This window comes from Spirillospora sp. NPDC052269 (genome assembly GCF_040679435.1).
In the GTDB taxonomy this organism is placed as follows: domain Bacteria; phylum Actinomycetota; class Actinomycetes; order Streptosporangiales; family Streptosporangiaceae; genus Spirillospora.
This window is the reverse complement of record NZ_JBFAUU010000006.1, coordinates 288,036-303,730: the sequence shown is the minus strand read 5'-3', so window position 1 is coordinate 303,730 and position 15,695 is coordinate 288,036. Positions and strand designations below refer to the sequence as shown.

Here is a 15,695-nt window from a genome sequence, read left to right as displayed (position 1 = left end):
TGCCAACCGCCCGCGCGGCGCTCATCGGCAGATCGGGTGATCAGGTGATCAGGGCACGATGTCCCCGGCGGTGGTCCAGTCCTTGACGATCGCCTGCTGCGCGGCGGCGAGGGTGACCTGGTCGGCGCAGAGGGCCTTGTAGAGCTTGAACTCGACGTCGTCCTTGGGGTTGGGGCTGGGGCCCGTCTCCGGCCAGAGGTTGCGCGGGTCCGTCGGGGCGCCGCCGAGCGAGAGCGGGATGAAGTGGTCCTCCTCGTAGGAGGACGGGTTCGTGTCCTGGTAGCCGTACTCGATGATCTGCTGCTTCTTGAGCGCGTTGGTGTACGACACCGGCGGCCGGATCTTCTTGGTGTAGCCCGCGACGCAGACCGTCTGGTGGATGTTGTCCTGCGTGACGTCCGGGTTGGTCGCCCCCGGCGTGCACGCCGGGTCCGGGCGCGTCGTGGCCGGATCGACGCTGGTCGCGTGGCACGAGCCGGGCGCGTGCGTCGGGATGTCCGTCGGGACGAGGGCCCTCGGGTCGCCCGTGGGGATGCCCGAAGCGGACTTTCCGGGCGCATGGGACGAAGTGGCTCCGGCCTTCCCGGCGTCGGAGCTGGTGCCGCCGCAACCGGCGGTGGTGGCGAGGATGGCCGCGCAGGCGCTCGCGAACAGCGGAATGGCGTGTCGAGTAAAGATCATCTGGGCCCCCTTTCGGGACCGTGGCCATGATGCTCTGTTTTACCCAGTGGACCACGTCTGTCGTCCGGGTTGTCAGGGGCATGCCGGACAGGGTTGTTTGTCAGGCGAAAGGGTGAGGCCCCGTGTCCCGGTGGGGCGGACACGGGGCCTCGATTTCCAAGGGGCCTCTGTGGTCACGGAGCCGCGTGACGGGCTCCGTGCGAGGAGGGGCTAGCTGACGTTCACGGCCGTCCAGGCGGCGGCGACCGCGTTGTACTGCGTGCTGCCCGCGCCGAACAGGTCCTTCGCGGCGTTCAGCGTGGCGGTCCGTGCGGCCTTGTAGTCCGTGCTGGACGTCATGTACGTGGTCAGCGCGCGGTACCAGATGCGCGTCGCCGCGTCCCGGCCGATCCCGCTGACGGCGTTGCCGTCGGCGGTCGGGCTGTCGTAGGAGACGCCGTTGATCGTCTTCGCGCCGCTGCCCTCGGACAGCAGGTAGTAGAAGTGGTTGGCGACGCCGGACGAGTAGTGCACGTCGAGGTTCTTCAGGTCGGTCGACCAGTTGTCGGGGGACTTGCCGTCCTTGCTGGGCTTGTCCATGAACCGCAGCGCCGGCTTGCCGAAGCCGGGCAGCACGACCCGCTCGCCGACCAGGTAGTTCCCGGTCTCGGTCGAGTTGTTGGCATAGAACTCGACGGCCGCCGCCATGATGTCGGAGGTCGCCTCGTTCAGCCCGCCGGACTCCCCGCTGTAGGTGAGGTTCGCGGTCGCGCTGGTCACGCCGTGGGTCATCTCGTGCGCCGCGACGTCCAGCGCGGTCAGCGGCGCGAGCTGCTGGCCGTCACCATCGCCGTAGGTCATGCAGAAGCAGGAGTCGTCCCAGAACGCGTTGGCGTAGTTGCTGGAGTAGTGGACGCGGTTGGACGAGCCCTTGCCGTCGTTCTTGATGCCGTTGCGGCCGAAGACCTCCTTGTAGAAGTCCCAGGTCTCGTCGGTGCCGTACTGCGCGTCCACGCCCGCCGAGGCGCGGTTGGTGTTCGTCCCGTCGCCGAAGTGCGTCGTGGTCGAGGTGAAGATGGTCGTGGGCGCGCGGAAGAGGCAGAAGGTCAGGATGCAGAAGTCCGACTTGTTCTCCGCGTCGCCCGTGTAGGTGCCGCCGCGCGTCGGGTCCTTCATCTGGTAGGACGACCCGGACGCGGTGAGCTGGAGCGGGACCGTCCCGGAGTAGAGGCCCTTGCCGTCGCCCGCGTCGGTCTTGATCGTCTCCTCGCGGAACAGGACCTTGCCGGTCAGCGCGTCCACGGAGGTGAAGACGCGGCTCGGCGTGCCGTCGGCCTTCCTGCCCTCGGTCTTGAAGCGCCAGGCGAGGCGCGGCTGGTGGTCGGCCGTGCGGGCCTCGACGACGAGCGTGCCGTTGTCGCGCGTCTTGTAGTGCTTCGCGGCGGCGGCCTTCTTCGCCTCGGCCGCGGAGACCTTCGGCGCGGTCGGGTTCGGCTGGGAGCGCAGCGTCAGGCTCGTCCCCTCGTACGCTCCGGACCGGCTCTGGTGGACGATCACGTCACCGCCGAGCACGGGCAGGTTCCGGACCGTCCGGACCATGCGGGTGTGGGACGTCCCGTCCCGGTCCACGGACACGCCGACGACCTTGAACTTCTGGTCCGTCGCGGCCTTGAGGTCGCCCGCGTGGGCGTCCGCCGCGCCGAGCGCGCGGGTGGCGGCGACCGAGGGAGCGGGAGCGGTCGGGGCGGGGGAGGCCGAGGCGGCGGACGGAACGACGAGGGTGACCGGCGCGGCGAGCAGTGCGGCGCCGGCCACCAGGCGGGGGGAGGTTCTCATGAACGCCCTCTCATGCGAGAGCCACGGCCCCCCCGAGGACCCGACCGTCGGGCCGCCCTGGCTATGGGGACATTTATGACATGAGAGGTATTCGGTTTACTTGGTGAAAAGTGTCAAAAAGCGCCACGAATGTTCTCAAGGTGTCACCCGTTACCCATCCGGCGCGCGACTTTACTCCGAAGCGGAGGAATATCGGCCCGGGGGAAACGAGGGCATGCCGCCGCCCGGAGAAGACGCGCGAACGCGCCGGACGGTTCACGGCGGGCGGCTACTCCGCGCCGGTGCAGTCGGCGCAGCGGCCGAAGATCTCGACGGTGTGCGTGATCTCGCTGAAGCCGTGCTCGTCGGCGATGGCCGCCGCCCAGCGCTCGACCGCGGGGCCCGCCACCTCGATCGTCCGGCCGCAGTCGCGGCAGACCAGGTGGTGGTGGTGCTCCTCGGTGCGGCAGGCGCGGTAGACGGCCTCGCCCTCGTCGGTGCGCAGCACGTCCACCTCGCCGGCGTCGCACAGCGCCTGCAGCGCCCGGTAGACGGTGGTGAGGCCGATCTTGGAGCCGTCGGCGCGCAGAGCGGCGTAGATGTCCTGCGCGCTGCGGAACCCCTCGCACTCCGAGAGCGCCTCGCGCACCGCGTTCCGCCGGGACGTCGTGCTTGCCCTGGTCATCCTCCGAGCACCTCCGCCTCGTGCTCCGCGTGGACGCGGGCCGCCGCGCCCACCGCCGTCTCCTGTGCCGCCGTGCCATGCGCGCCGGTCTCCACCGCCGCCTCCGGGCCGCCGCCCGGCGCCGGCCGGGTCGCGAACGCCCTCCGGCGGCGCAGGACCGCGCCGGCGACGACCGCGGCCAGGAACACCACGAGGGCGAGCAGCACGATCGACGGGCCCGGCTGAAGATCGTACTGGAACGAGCTCAACAGCCCCGACACCGCCGACAGTACACCGATCACCATGGCGCTCAGCATCGTCGCCCGGAAGCCCCGGGCCAGCTGCTGCGCGGCCGCCACAGGGATGATCATCAGGGCGCCGACCAGCAGGAGGCCGACCGCGCGCATCGCGATGACCACGGTCACCGCGGCGGTCACCGCGATCAGCACCGACAGGAACCGGACCCGCAGTCCGGCCGCGCGCGCGAGCTCCTCGTCCTGGCAGAGCAGGAACAGGTCGCGGCCGAAGACGACCACGATGGCGAGCACCGCGACCGCGAGCCCGGCGACCACGTACAGGTCGCCCATCGTCACGCTGCTGATCGAGCCGAACAGGTAGGACTGCAGGCTGCTGCCGCCGCTCTGCGCCTGGGTGAGCAGCGCGCCGCCCGCGAGCCCGCCGTAGAACAGCAGCGCGAGCGCCACGTCCCCGCCGCTGCGGCTGCGCGCCCGCAGCAGCTCGATCGCGAGCGCGCCGAGCACGGTCACCACCAGCGCGCCCAGGATCGGGGACGTGCCGGTGAGCAGGCCGAGCCCGATGCCGGTGAGCGCGATGTGCCCGATGCCGTCGCCGAGCAGCGACAGCTTGCGCTGGACGATGAAGGTGCCGATCGCGGGCGCGGTCAGCCCGATCAGGATCGCCATGACCAGCGCGATCCGCATGAAGTCGTAGGACAGGACGTCGGTCATGCCGCGCTCCCCGCGGTCTGCTCGGACGCGGTCTGCTCGGACGCGGTCGCGCCGGTCGTCGTCGTGGTGCGGAGGCGGGTCTCGGCGGCGATCCGGCCGTTCTCCAGCCGGACGGTCCGGGTGATCAGCGGCTCCAGCGGGCCCAGCTCGTGCAGGACGAGCAGGACCGTGCGGCCCTCGCCGGTCAGCATGCCGAGGGTGCGGGCCAGGGCCTCCTGGTTGCCCGCGTCGACCCCGGCGTTCGGCTCGTCCATGACGATCACGTCGGGTTCGCCCGCCAGCGCGCGGGCGATGAGCACCCGCTGCTGCTGGCCGCCCGACAGCAGGTGAGCGGAGTCGCGGGCGCGGTCGGTGAGGCCGACGGCGGCGAGCGCGCGGTCGATCGCGGCCCGGTCGGCGGCCGACGCCGGACGCCAGCGGGACTGCCGGGCGGTGCGTCCGGACGCGACGACCTCACGGACGGTCGCCGGGACGCCGCCGCCCATCGGGAGCCGCTGCGGGACGTACCCGACCCGGCCCCAGTCACGGAACCGGGCGGGGGCGCGGCCGTAGATCTCGGTGCGTCCGCCGCTGAGCGGCAGCACCCCGAGCAGGGCCCGGACCAGGGTGGACTTGCCCGAGCCGTTCGGCCCGGTGAGGGCCAGCACGTCGCCGGGCCCGACCACGAGGTCGATGCCGGCGAGCACCTCCCGGCCGTCCAGGCGGACGCGTCCGCCGGTCATCGCGAAGGGGGGCGGGGTCACGAGCACTCCAGTGCGGTGCGGAGGATGCCGAGGTCGCGGCGCATGACCGACAGGTAGTCGTCGGACGATCCGGGCTTCACGCCCTCGACCGGGTCGAGGACCGCCGTCCTCACGCCCGCCTCCCGGGCCAGCGCGTCGGCGACCTTCGGGCTGACCAGCGTCTCGGTGAACACCGTCGTCGCCCCGGTCGACCGGATCTGGTCGGTGAGCCGCGCCAGCCGCTTCGGGGACGGCTCGGCGCCCGGGTCGACGCCCGCGATCGGGACCTGCGTGAGGCCGTAGTGGTCGGCCAGGTAGCCGAACGCGGCGTGCGAGGTCACGATCGTCCTGCGCTTGCAGGTCTTCAGGCCGTTCTGGAACTCCGAGTCCACGGCGCCGATCTGCTCGACCAGCGCGTCCGTCCGGGTCCGGTACTCGGCCGCGTGCTCGGGGACGGCGGCGGCGAGCCGGTCGCCGACGCCCTTGGCGATGGCGGCCATGCGTCCGGGGTCGACCCACACGTGCGGGTCGTAGTCCGCGTGGGCCCCCTCCTCGCCCAGGTCGCGGGCGGGGAGGGTCTTGACGGCGGTCACCGCGTCGAACGACTTGTGCTTGGCGCGCTTGGCCACCGCGTCGTCCACCGCGGGCTGGACGCCCTTGATGTAGAGCGTGAGGCCGGAGCTCTGCACGTCGGCGATCTGCCGCGGGGTGAGCTCCAGGTCGTGCGGCTCGGCGCCGGGCTTGGTCAGCGTCTCGACCTTGACCGTGTCGCCGCCGATCCGCTGGGCGAGCCACGCCATCGGGTAGAAGCCCGCGACGACCTTCGTCCTGCCGCCGCTCCCGCCGTCCGCGGAACCGCAGGCGGACAGGCCGAGCGCACCGGCGAGGACGACGGCTGTGAGGGGCAGCGCACGCCGCCGTGCGCGCCGGGAGGGACAGATCGAGGGCATGCCCCAAGTCTGGACAAAATGAAAACGGTTGTCAAAACCGTCATCGCGGATGTGGCGGACGCAACAGACGTCCCCGCGGGGCCTCGGGAGGACGCGGCAGGCGTTCCGCAGGGTCCCTAGAGGACCTCCTCGTAGGCGCCGGGCTCGTCGATGGCCATGGTGGCGAGGGGGATGAGGCGCATCCGGACGGCGGGGGCGCCGAGGGCGCGGCGGTAGAAGCCCGCGCCGTCCCACTCGGTGATCATCGCCCACAGCTCCGGGTCGTCCACGGTGCGGGCGAGCCGTCCCGCGCGGTGCCCCGGCCCGGCGGCCAGGTCGGCCAGCAGGGCCGTCATCTCTTCGGTGAAGCCCTCGGCGCGCTCGGCGGGGACCCGGAACCGGGTGATCGCGATCATCGCACCATCTTCCCAGCCCGTCATGGCCAAGATCGGGGAAACCCCCGGCGCGCCCCGTCGCAGGTCGGGGCCCCGACGTGATCATGAGGATCCGCACCGCCCGCGTCTCGCGGGCCCGCACGGGAGGGGGACCGACGTGCGTTCAGTCGCCGTGCCCATCGTCGCCCTGGCCCTCACGGCCCTGGCCGCCGGATCCCTGGTCATCGGCCTCCCCGCCTCGGGACCCGTCGCCACCCCCCGTGCGCCGTCGGCCGCCGGGGAGCGGGCGACCGCCTCCGGCGGACGTCGTGTGGTGGCCTATCGGGGGGTGAGCGTGCCGGTGCCGCGAGGTTGGGAGGTGCACCGGCTGGACGCCGAGCCGGGGGCCTGCGTCCGGTTCGACCAGCGTGCGATCTATTTCGGGACGCCGGGGGAGCAGACGTCCTGCCCGGCGCGGGTGATCGGCGGAGCCGAGGCGATCATCGTCCAGCCGGGTGGCCCGGCGCCCGCGTCCGCGTCAGCCTCGGCGGAGCGTCGGCGGGGCCGGGCGCTCCCGGACCGGCCGGCCTCGCTCGACCTGCCCGCGCGGTGGGACGGCGTCGTCCGCGTCCCGCTGCCGGAGGCCGGGGTCACGATCACCGGCTTTTCCGGCGACCGCCCGGACCGCCTCCGTGAGGCTCTGCGGGCGATCCGCCTCACCACCGGCTGGACGTCCGGACCGTCCGCGGCCAGGACGGTCCGGACCGCCTGGCTGGGCGAGCGGCTGGTGTCCGGAGGGCCTCGCAAGCACGGGCACGGGAAGAAGAAGCGCGGAAGCGGGAAGAAGAGGCACGCAGGCGGGACGAAGCGTGGAGGCGGGCACAAGCACGGACGTGGACACAAGCACTGGGCCGGACACAAGCACTGGGCCGGACACAAGCACTGGGCCGGACACAAGCACTGGGCTGGACACAGGCACGGAAACGGGCCACACAAGCACGGCTCCGGGCACAAGCACGGGGGCGGGCACAAGCACAGGGGTAAGAAGCGGCACCAGCGGCCGAAGCGCAAGGCGCCGCCGGCGTGGGCGATCGGGCGGGGGTTCGACGCGTGCGCCGCGCCGTCCCTCAAGGCGATGAAGGCATGGCGCGGGGCGTATTCGGTGGCCAACGTGTACATCGGAGGGGTCGCGCGCGGGTGCGCGCAGCCGAACCTCAACGCCGGGTGGATCAAGGCCGTCCGGAAGATGGGGTACCGGCTGATCCCCACCTACGTCGGGCCGCAGGCGCCCTGCACCCGCTTCCTGGCGCGCTTCAAGGCCGAGGAGGCCGTCCAGGCGGGCCGTTCGGCGGCGGCGGACGCCGCGGCTCGTGCGCGCGCGCTGGGCATCCCCAGGAGCAGGCCGATCTACTACGACATGGAGGCGTACGACGCCAAGCCGGGTTGCCGATCGGCCGTGCTGCGGTTCATCGAGTCCTGGACGACGTCCCTGAGGTCTCGCGGATACGTCGCGGGTGTGTACAGCAGCGCGGGTTCCGGAGTCCGTGATCTGGGCAAGGCCAAAGGCATCGTGAAGCCGCCCTTGATCTGGTTCGCCCACTGGGACGGCAAAGCGCGCGTCTATGGAAGCCGATATCTGTCCAACTCCTGGTGGCAGCCGCATCGCCGTATCAAGCAGTTCAGGGGCGACCACAAGGAGTGGCACGGCGGAGTGACCCTCTTCGTGGACAGCAACGTGGTGGACGGCCGGGTCTACTGACCCGATATCGGCCCGGCGGCGGCACGGCGTCCGGTGGGCCGATATCGAGTTCGGCGGCCCTTGCGGGTGCCCTAAGCTGGGGAGGGCTGCCCAGAGCACCGCTCGGCGAAACCTCGCGGCAGCCCCAGCGAAACGAATTCGAGCACGATCAACGGGGATCACGCGTCGCCCTCCGCCGACCGGCAGGGCGCGTGACGAACTCACCCGCCGACCGCCAGTTGGATGGAGAACAGCCATGGCACGCCGTTCCGACGTGATGGACACGATCATCAATCTCAGCAAGCGTCGGGGCCTGGTGTTCCCGTCCAGCGAGATCTACGGCGGACTGCGCGCCTCCTGGGACTACGGCCCGCTCGGCGTCGAGCTGAAGAACAACGTCAAGCGCCAGTGGTGGAAGTCGGTCGTGCAGGGCCGCGACGACGTCGTCGGCCTCGACTCCTCGGTGATCCTGGCCCGCGAGGTCTGGGAGGCCAGCGGCCACGTCCGCGAGTTCGTCGACCCGCTGACCGAGTGCCAGTCCTGCCACAAGCGGTTCCGCGCCGACCACCTGACCGAGGCGTACGAGGAGAAGCACGGCCAGGAGCCGCCGAACGGCCTGGCCGACGTCACCTGCCCGAACTGCGGCGTCAAGGGCGCGTTCACCGAGCCGAAGATGTTCAACGGCATGCTGCGCACCTACCTCGGCGCGATCGAGGACGAGTCGGGCCTGGCCTACCTGCGCCCGGAGACCGCGCAGGGCATCTTCATCAACTACCTGAACGTCCAGCAGTCGTCCCGGCGCAAGATCCCGTTCGGCATCGGCCAGATCGGCAAGTCGTTCCGCAACGAGATCACCCCCGGCAACTTCATCTTCCGGACCCGCGAGTTCGAGCAGATGGAGATGGAGTTCTTCGTCAAGCCGGGCAGCGACGAGGAATGGCACCAGTACTGGATCGACGAGCGGTTCCAGTGGTACACCGACCTCGGCATCCGCAAGGACAACCTGCGGCTGCTCGAGCACCCGAAGGACAAGCTGTCCCACTACTCCAAGCGGACCGTCGACATCGAGTACCGGTTCGGCTTCTCCGGCAAGGAGTGGGGCGAGCTCGAGGGCGTCGCGAACCGCACCGACTTCGACCTGTCCACGCACGCCAAGGCGTCCGGCCAGGACCTGTCGTTCTTCGACCAGGAGGCCGGCGAGCGGTTCGTCCCGTACGTGATCGAGCCCGCGGCCGGCGTCGACCGCTGCACGCTGACGTTCATGATGGACGCCTACGCCGAGGACGAGGCCCCGAACGCCAAGGGCAAGCTGGAGAAGCGCACCGTCATGCGCCTCGACCGGCGGCTCGCCCCGGTCAAGGTGGCCGTCCTGCCGCTGTCCCGGAACGCCGACCTGTCGCCGAAGGCCCGTGACCTGGCCGCCCAGCTCCGCAAGAACTGGAACGTCGACTTCGACGACGCGGGCGCGATCGGCCGCCGCTACCGCCGCCAGGACGAGATCGGCACCCCGTTCTGCGTCACCGTCGACTTCGACACCCTCGAGGACGACGCGGTGACCGTCCGGGAGCGGGACACGATGAGCCAGGAGCGCATCTCGCTGAGCCAGGTCGAGTCCTTCCTCGCCGCCCAGCTCATCGGCTGCTGACGCCGCTGACGCGCTGACCGGCATCCCGCGCCCGCGCGGGCGAACGTGACAGGGGCCGTCTCCCTCCGGGGAGACGGCCCCTGCTCGTTTCCTGCGGCGCGCATGGAGCTCAGGCGGGGTGGACGCGCGGACGGTCAGGAGGCGCGGACGGTCAGGAGGCTTCGATCCACAGCTGGGTGGTGTACGAGCCGGACCCGGGCGAGCTCTCGCCCAGGAGCTGGTAGGCGGCGGTGACGGTGGCGGTGGACGGGCAGAGGAAGCTGCCGCCGGACGCCACGGGCACCGTGACGTTGTTCAGCTTGAGCTGGGCCTGGTTGACGGTGGTGTCGGGCCGGGAGGCGTTGTTGGGGTTGTAGCCGTCGGCGGTCACGGTGCCGCCGTAGTAGCAGGTGATGCCGCCGAGGATGCTGGCGACGGCCTTGACCTTGAAGCCGGCGATGGTCAGGGTGCCGTCGCGGCCGCCGGTGTGGGCGGAGTCGTAGGCGGCGGTCGCGGCCCAGGGCAGGCTCTGGGAGGTCACGGCGACGGTGCCGCCGCCGCCCGGGCAGGCGGGGCCGGGGCTGTTGGTGAACGTGGCGCTGGTGATCGAGCCGCTGCCGCCGGAGGTCACCGAGCCGCTCATCGTGGACTGGTTGCAGGAACCGCCGCCGAGCGAGGTGGTGACGGACGCGGTCCCGAGCAGCGACGCCTTGACGTTGCCCGAGAAGAGGGGCCCGGTAGCCGAGCCCGCGTGGATGCCGACTCCGGCCGCTGAGGCGGCCGTCGCGGAGCCGACGACGAGCGCGGCGGCGGCCGCGCCCATGGCGAAGGACTTCCTGATTTGTGCCACCGGATGCTCCTTTGTCCGGTTACGGGGTGGGCAACGCGAAAGTAACTTCATCTCTGGCGCGCGCCTAGGTGGGTGACCGAGGTTGTTATGGCCGAAACCTGACAGCCCTCCGCGTGCCGAACCGGGTTACGGTGAAGGGTTGGGCGGCTGTCCGCCCCTGCGCCACATGCGAAGGGCCGGGGCGGACGTGGTCGTCCGCCCCGGCCCTCAACGGCCGGTCAGGCCCTCAACGGGTCGGTGAACCCCGGTCAGGCGAGTCCCGGTTCGCGCTCGCGCTGCTCGGCCTGGATCACCTGCATCACCGCGTTGATCAGCGCCAGGTGGGTGAACGCCTGCGGGAAGTTGCCCAGGTGCCGCCCGGTGTGCGGGTCGATCTCCTCGGCGTACAGCTGCAGCGGGCTGGCGTAGCTCAGCAGCTTCTCGCACAGGGCCTTCGCCCGCTCCACCTCGCCGATCATCACCAGCGCGCTGACCAGCCAGAACGAGCAGATCGTGAAGGTGCCCTCCTCCGAGTCGAAGCCGTCGTCGGTCTCGGCCGCCCGGTATCGCAGCACCAGGTCGTCCTCCGACAGCTCGTCGGCGATGGCGAGCACCGTCTCGCGCACCCGCTTGTCGTCCGGCGGCAGGAAGCCCAGCAGCGGGATCAGCAGCGAGGAGGCGTCGAGCGAGGTGGCGCCGTAGTGCGCGACGAACACGCCCCGGTCGTCCAGCGCGTGCGCGAGGACGTCGGCGTGGATCTCGTCGGCGGCCTCCTGCCAGCGGCGGGCCCGCTCGTGGTCGCCGCGGATCCGGGCGAGCCGGGCGCCGCGGTCGGCCGCGACCCAGCAGAACAGCTTGGAGGAGGTGAAATGCTGCGGCTCGCCGCGCACCTCCCACATCCCGGCGTCCGGCTGGCGCCAGTTGTCCAGGGCGTCCTCGACCTGCTTGACGACGATCTTCCAGAGCCGGTCGTCCAGCCGGTCGCGCTTGCGCACGAACATGTAGACCGACCCGATGATCGCGCCCCACACGTCGTGCTGGTTCTGCACGTAGGCCTCGTTGCCGATGCGCACGGGGCGGGCGCCGTCGTAGCCGCTGAGGTGGTCGAGCGTCGCCTCGGGCAGCTCCTCGCGGCCGTCCAGGCCGTACATGATCTGGAGCTTGCCCTCGGCCGCCTCGGCGACGTCGGTGATGAAGTAGAAGAAGTCGTTGGCCTCCCAGTCGTAGCCCAGCGTGTAGAACGCCCACAGGGCCATCGTGGAGTCGCGGATCCAGGTGTAGCGGTAGTCCCAGTTCCGCTCGCCGCCAGGCGTCTCGGGCAGCGACGTGGTCGCCGCCGCCGCGACCGCCCCGGACGGCGCGAACGTCAGCCCCTTCAGCGTCAGCGCGCTGCGCTGCAGGTGGCTGCGCCAGGGGTGGTCGGGGAACCGGCCCCGGTCCAGCCAGTGCTGCCAGTGGTGGACGGTCCAGACCAGCCGCTCGTGCGCCTCCTCGTAGGTGGCGGGCGGCTGGTGCTCGCTCCAGGACAGCGCGACGAACCGGGCGTCGCCCTGCTTCAGCAGCGTCCGGGACGTGGCGAGCGAGCCCTCGAACCCGACGTTCATGTCGGTGGTCAGGCGCAGCGAGACGCCGTTCCCGCGGGCGACGGCCTCGTGGTAGCCGACGCCGGAGTGCTCCCAGCGGGCCGGGGACTGGCCGTAGTCGAACACGGGCATGCAGTCGAGCCGGACCTGGGCCTGCCCGTTGACGCAGCGCACCATGCGGAGCAGGACGTGGTCGGCGTCGTAGTCGGTGGGGGCGCGGCGGTGGGTGTGGGACCGCTCGTCCTCGTGGTGCCACGGGCCCATGAGCAGGGCGTCGGTCACCACCAGCCAGCCCCCGTGCACCCACCACGTGGTCTCCATCACCATCGTGCCGGGGATGTAGCGCTGGGCGGCGGGCACCTCGACGCCCGCCGGTCCGAGCCGGAAATATCCCGCGTCCCTGTCCAGGATCGAGCCGAACACGCTGGGCGAGTCCATCTTCGGCAGGCACATCCACTCGATGTTCCCGCTGGGCGCGACCAGCGCGGTCGTCTCGCAGTCGGACAGGAACCCGTAGTCGGCGATCGGGGCGAACGGCTCTCCCGCTCGCCCTCCGGCGACCTTCGGCCTCACGGCCTCACCTCCTCTGTGATCCATCATTCCCTCCCCAGGGCAATGACCCGGCCATGGGGCGGGCCGACTCGGTCATGGGGTCGTATCCGCCCGAAACGGCGGGTCGGCGGCGGGGTTTCCCACCGGGGAGGTCTGCCGTGTCGCTATTGGTATAGGCCATTACAATGCTCCTGACCTGGGAATACTCGCGTGGTGGCAAGGGGCGGCGAACGGGTCCCGTTTCCATGGGTACAGTCCCCGCAAACAGGGCGAAGCTTCTAGCGCCAGGACAAACGCGATCAATACCGGCATCGCGGGCGGAACGGGCGCGGGAGACCGACCCCTGGTGTTGGGTGTCACCGGAGCGAGAAGGAGCTCCCCGTGCCGAAGTTCGTGTACGACTTCACAGAGGGCAACAAGGACCTCAAGGATCTGCTGGGAGGCAAGGGCGCCAACCTGGCCGAGATGACCAATCTCGGGCTGCCCGTCCCGCCCGGCTTCACGATCACGACCGAGTCCTGCAGGCACTACCTCGAGCACGGCACCCTCCCCGAGGGGCTCGAGAACGAGATCGACGAGCACCTCGCCGCGCTGGAGCGGGCGATGGGCAAGAAGCTCGGCCAGCCGGACGACCCGCTGCTGGTCAGCGTCCGGTCCGGGGCGAAGTTCTCCATGCCGGGCATGATGGAGACCGTCCTCAACATCGGCCTGAACGACGACTCCGTCACGGGCCTGGCCGCCCAGGCGGGCGACGAGCGGTTCGCCTGGGACTCCTACCGGCGGCTGATCCAGATGTTCGGCAAGACCGTGCTGGACATCGACGGCGAGCGCTTCGAGGACGCCCTGGAGGACGCCAAGCGCGCCAAGGGCGTCAGCAACGACGTCGACCTGGCCGCCGAGGACTTCCGCGCCCTGGTCGGCACGTTCAAGGAGATCGTCAAGCACGAGACCGGGGACGACTTCCCGACCGACCCGCGCGAGCAGATGAGGCTCGCCACGCTCGCGGTGTTCGACTCCTGGAACGCCCCCCGCGCCATCCTCTACCGGCGGCAGGAGCGGATCCCGGTCGACCTCGGCACGGCCGTCAACATCTGCTCGATGGTGTTCGGCAACCTCGGCATGGACTCCGGCACCGGCGTCGCGTTCACCCGCGACCCCGCGTCCGGCCACCAGGGCGTCTACGGCGACTACCTCCAGAACGCGCAGGGCGAGGACGTGGTGGCGGGCATCCGCAACACCGTCCCGCTGACCGAGCTGGAGCGGATCGACAAGCGCTCCTACGACCAGCTGCTCGACATCATGGAGACGCTGGAGAACCACTACCGCGACATGTGCGACATCGAGTTCACGATCGAGCGCGGCAAGCTGTGGATGCTCCAGACCCGGGTAGGCAAGCGGACCGCCGCCGCGGCGTTCCGCATCGCCTGCCAGCTGCTCGACCAGGGCCTCATCGACGCCGACGAGGCCGCCTCCCGCATCACCGGCGACCAGCTCGCCCAGCTGATGTTCCCCCGGTTCGACACCTCCGCCGCCGTGGACGCCACGCGGCTCACCAAGGGCATGAACGCCTCCCCGGGCGCGGCCGTCGGCAAGGCCGTGTTCAGCAGCGACGCCGCCGTCGCCGCCGCCGAGAAGGGCGAGGACGTCATCCTCGTCCGGCGCGAGACCAACCCCGACGACCTCGCGGGCATGGTCGCCGCGCGCGGCGTGCTCACCTCCCGCGGCGGCAAGACCTCGCACGCCGCCGTCGTCGCCCGCGGCATGGGCAAGACCTGCGTCTGCGGCGCCGAGGAGCTCGACGTCGACGTCAGGTCGCGGAGGTTCACCGCGCCCGGCGGCGTCGTGGTCTCCGAGGGCGACGTCATCTCCATCGACGGCACCAGCGGCCTGGTCTACCTCGGCGAGGTCCCGGTCGAGGACTCCGAGATCGTCCAGTACTTCGAGGGACGGCTCTCCGCCGCGGACGGCGGCGAGCTGGTCGGAGCCGTGGACCGGATCATGGCTCACGCCGACGCCAGGGCCCGGATGAGCGTCCGGGCGAACGCCGACAACCCCGAGGACGCCGCCCGCGCCCGGCGGTTCGGCGCGCAGGGCATCGGCCTGTGCCGGACCGAGCACATGTTCCTCGGCGACCGGCGGCAGCTGGTCGAGAAGCTGATCCTCGCCGAGACGGACGAGGAGCGGGCCACCGCCCTGGACGCCCTCGAGCCGCTGCAGCGCGCGGACTTCGAGGGGATCTTCGAGGCCATGGACGGGCTGCCGGTCACGATCCGGCTCATCGACCCCCCGCTGCACGAGTTCCTTCCCGATCTCACCGAGCTGTCGGTGAAGGTGGCGCTCGCCGGGGCGGACGCCGACCCGCAGGACCGGCGCCTGCTGGAGGCCGTCACCCGGCTGCACGAGCAGAACCCTATGCTCGGGCTGCGCGGTGTGCGTCTGGGTTTGGTCATTCCGGGACTCTTCCTCATGCAGGTGAAGGCGATCGCCGAGGCGGCCGTCGCGCGCAAGGCCGCCGGGGGCGACCCGCGCCCGGAGATCATGATCCCACTCGTCGGCGCGGTGCAGGAGCTGGAGACCGTCCGCCTGGAGGCCGAGGGCGTCCTGCGGGAGGTCGCCGAGCACACCGGCGTGGCCGTCCACACCCTGATCGGCACCATGATCGAGGTTCCGCGGGCCGCGCTCACCGCCGGGCAGATCGCCGAGGCGGCCGAGTTCTTCTCCTTCGGCACCAACGACCTCACCCAGATGACCTGGGGATTCTCCCGGGACGACGTGGAGGCCGCGTTCTTCTCGCGGTACCTCGACCTGGGCATCTTCGGTGTGTCGCCCTTCGAGACGCTGGACCGCGAGGGCGTCGGACGGCTCGTCCGGATCGCCGTCGAGGAGGGCCGGGCGACGCGTCCGGACCTGAAGCTCGGCATCTGCGGCGAGCACGGCGGCGACCCGGACTCGGTGCACTTCTGCCACGAGGTGGGGCTGGACTACGTGTCCTGCTCGCCGTTCCGCGTGCCCGTCGCGCGGCTCGAGGCGGGCCGCGCCGCGATCGGGTCGGCGGGCAGCGACAGCCGCTGACCCCTCACCCCGGTGGGAGGCCGCCGGGGTGACGTCGGCCCCTCGCCCCGGCGGGAAGTCGCCGGGGCGGAACCGTGCCTCGGGTGATGGTGCCCCGGGGTGATCTTGTGTCCGGTCCGTCCGGTTTCATTACTTGGTGGGCCGGGCGAACCGTTCGCGTCTCCG

At 71.1% G+C, this 15,695-nt stretch carries 12 protein-coding genes; 3 read left to right on the top strand and 9 right to left on the bottom strand.

Annotated features, from left to right (window positions below):
• Positions 1-48 precede the first annotated feature (48 nt).
• From AB0L06_RS15245 to AB0L06_RS15215, 7 genes are all read right to left on the bottom strand, one after another.
• The gene (locus tag AB0L06_RS15245; protein ID WP_500231597.1) at positions 49-681 is read right to left on the bottom strand and encodes a hypothetical protein; all 633 of its coding nucleotides are present in this window, start codon (positions 679-681) and stop codon (positions 49-51) included.
• 210 nt (positions 682-891) lie between these two features.
• Positions 892-2,496, bottom strand: coding sequence for a M4 family metallopeptidase (locus tag AB0L06_RS15240; RefSeq protein ID WP_500231596.1), 1,605 nt, complete (start codon positions 2,494-2,496; stop codon positions 892-894).
• 268 nt (positions 2,497-2,764) lie between these two features.
• Positions 2,765-3,160: a Fur family transcriptional regulator gene (locus AB0L06_RS15235; RefSeq protein WP_500231595.1), complete on the bottom strand. Its 396-nt coding sequence runs from the start codon at positions 3,158-3,160 to the stop codon at positions 2,765-2,767.
• Entirely contained in the window at positions 3,157-4,107 is a 951-nt protein-coding gene (locus AB0L06_RS15230; protein ID WP_500231594.1) for a metal ABC transporter permease, read from the bottom strand. Before AB0L06_RS15230 ends, AB0L06_RS15235 begins: the two co-directional genes overlap by 4 nt.
• The gene (locus tag AB0L06_RS15225) at positions 4,104-4,829 is read right to left on the bottom strand and encodes a metal ABC transporter ATP-binding protein (RefSeq protein ID WP_500231768.1); all 726 of its coding nucleotides are present in this window, start codon (positions 4,827-4,829) and stop codon (positions 4,104-4,106) included. The genes AB0L06_RS15230 and AB0L06_RS15225 overlap by 4 nt, the downstream gene beginning before the upstream one ends.
• Before the next feature lie 17 nt (positions 4,830-4,846).
• Positions 4,847-5,779 carry a metal ABC transporter substrate-binding protein gene (locus AB0L06_RS15220; protein WP_500231593.1) on the bottom strand — a complete coding sequence of 311 codons (933 nt, stop codon included), beginning with the start codon at positions 5,777-5,779 and terminating at the stop codon, positions 4,847-4,849.
• A gap of 116 nt (positions 5,780-5,895) precedes the next feature.
• A complete protein-coding gene (locus AB0L06_RS15215; RefSeq protein ID WP_500231592.1) occupies positions 5,896-6,174 on the bottom strand; it encodes an antibiotic biosynthesis monooxygenase family protein in 279 nt (92 codons plus the stop codon).
• A gap of 136 nt (positions 6,175-6,310) precedes the next feature.
• Between AB0L06_RS15215 and AB0L06_RS15210 the strand changes: the two genes are divergently transcribed.
• Together AB0L06_RS15210 and AB0L06_RS15205 are read left to right on the top strand one after the other, a co-directional pair.
• Entirely contained in the window at positions 6,311-7,891 is a 1,581-nt protein-coding gene (locus AB0L06_RS15210; RefSeq protein WP_500231591.1) for a DUF1906 domain-containing protein, read from the top strand.
• Between the two features lie 235 nt (positions 7,892-8,126).
• Positions 8,127-9,515 carry a glycine--tRNA ligase gene (locus AB0L06_RS15205; RefSeq protein WP_500231590.1) on the top strand — a complete coding sequence of 463 codons (1,389 nt, stop codon included), beginning with the start codon at positions 8,127-8,129 and terminating at the stop codon, positions 9,513-9,515.
• Between the two features lie 151 nt (positions 9,516-9,666).
• Here AB0L06_RS15205 and AB0L06_RS15200 read toward each other — a convergent pair whose 3' ends face one another.
• On the bottom strand, positions 9,667-10,344 hold the full coding sequence (locus AB0L06_RS15200; RefSeq protein ID WP_500231589.1) for a hypothetical protein: 678 nt from the start codon (positions 10,342-10,344) through the stop codon (positions 9,667-9,669).
• Positions 10,345-10,592: 248 nt separating this feature from the next.
• Positions 10,593-12,479 carry a glycoside hydrolase family 15 protein gene (locus tag AB0L06_RS15195; protein WP_500231588.1) on the bottom strand — a complete coding sequence of 629 codons (1,887 nt, stop codon included), beginning with the start codon at positions 12,477-12,479 and terminating at the stop codon, positions 10,593-10,595.
• A 360-nt stretch (positions 12,480-12,839) separates the two neighbouring features.
• On the opposite strand from AB0L06_RS15195, the gene ppdK reads away from it, so the two are divergent.
• Positions 12,840-15,530 carry a pyruvate, phosphate dikinase gene (gene ppdK, locus AB0L06_RS15190; RefSeq protein ID WP_500231587.1) on the top strand — a complete coding sequence of 897 codons (2,691 nt, stop codon included), beginning with the start codon at positions 12,840-12,842 and terminating at the stop codon, positions 15,528-15,530.
• The last annotated feature ends 165 nt before the right edge of the window (positions 15,531-15,695 follow it).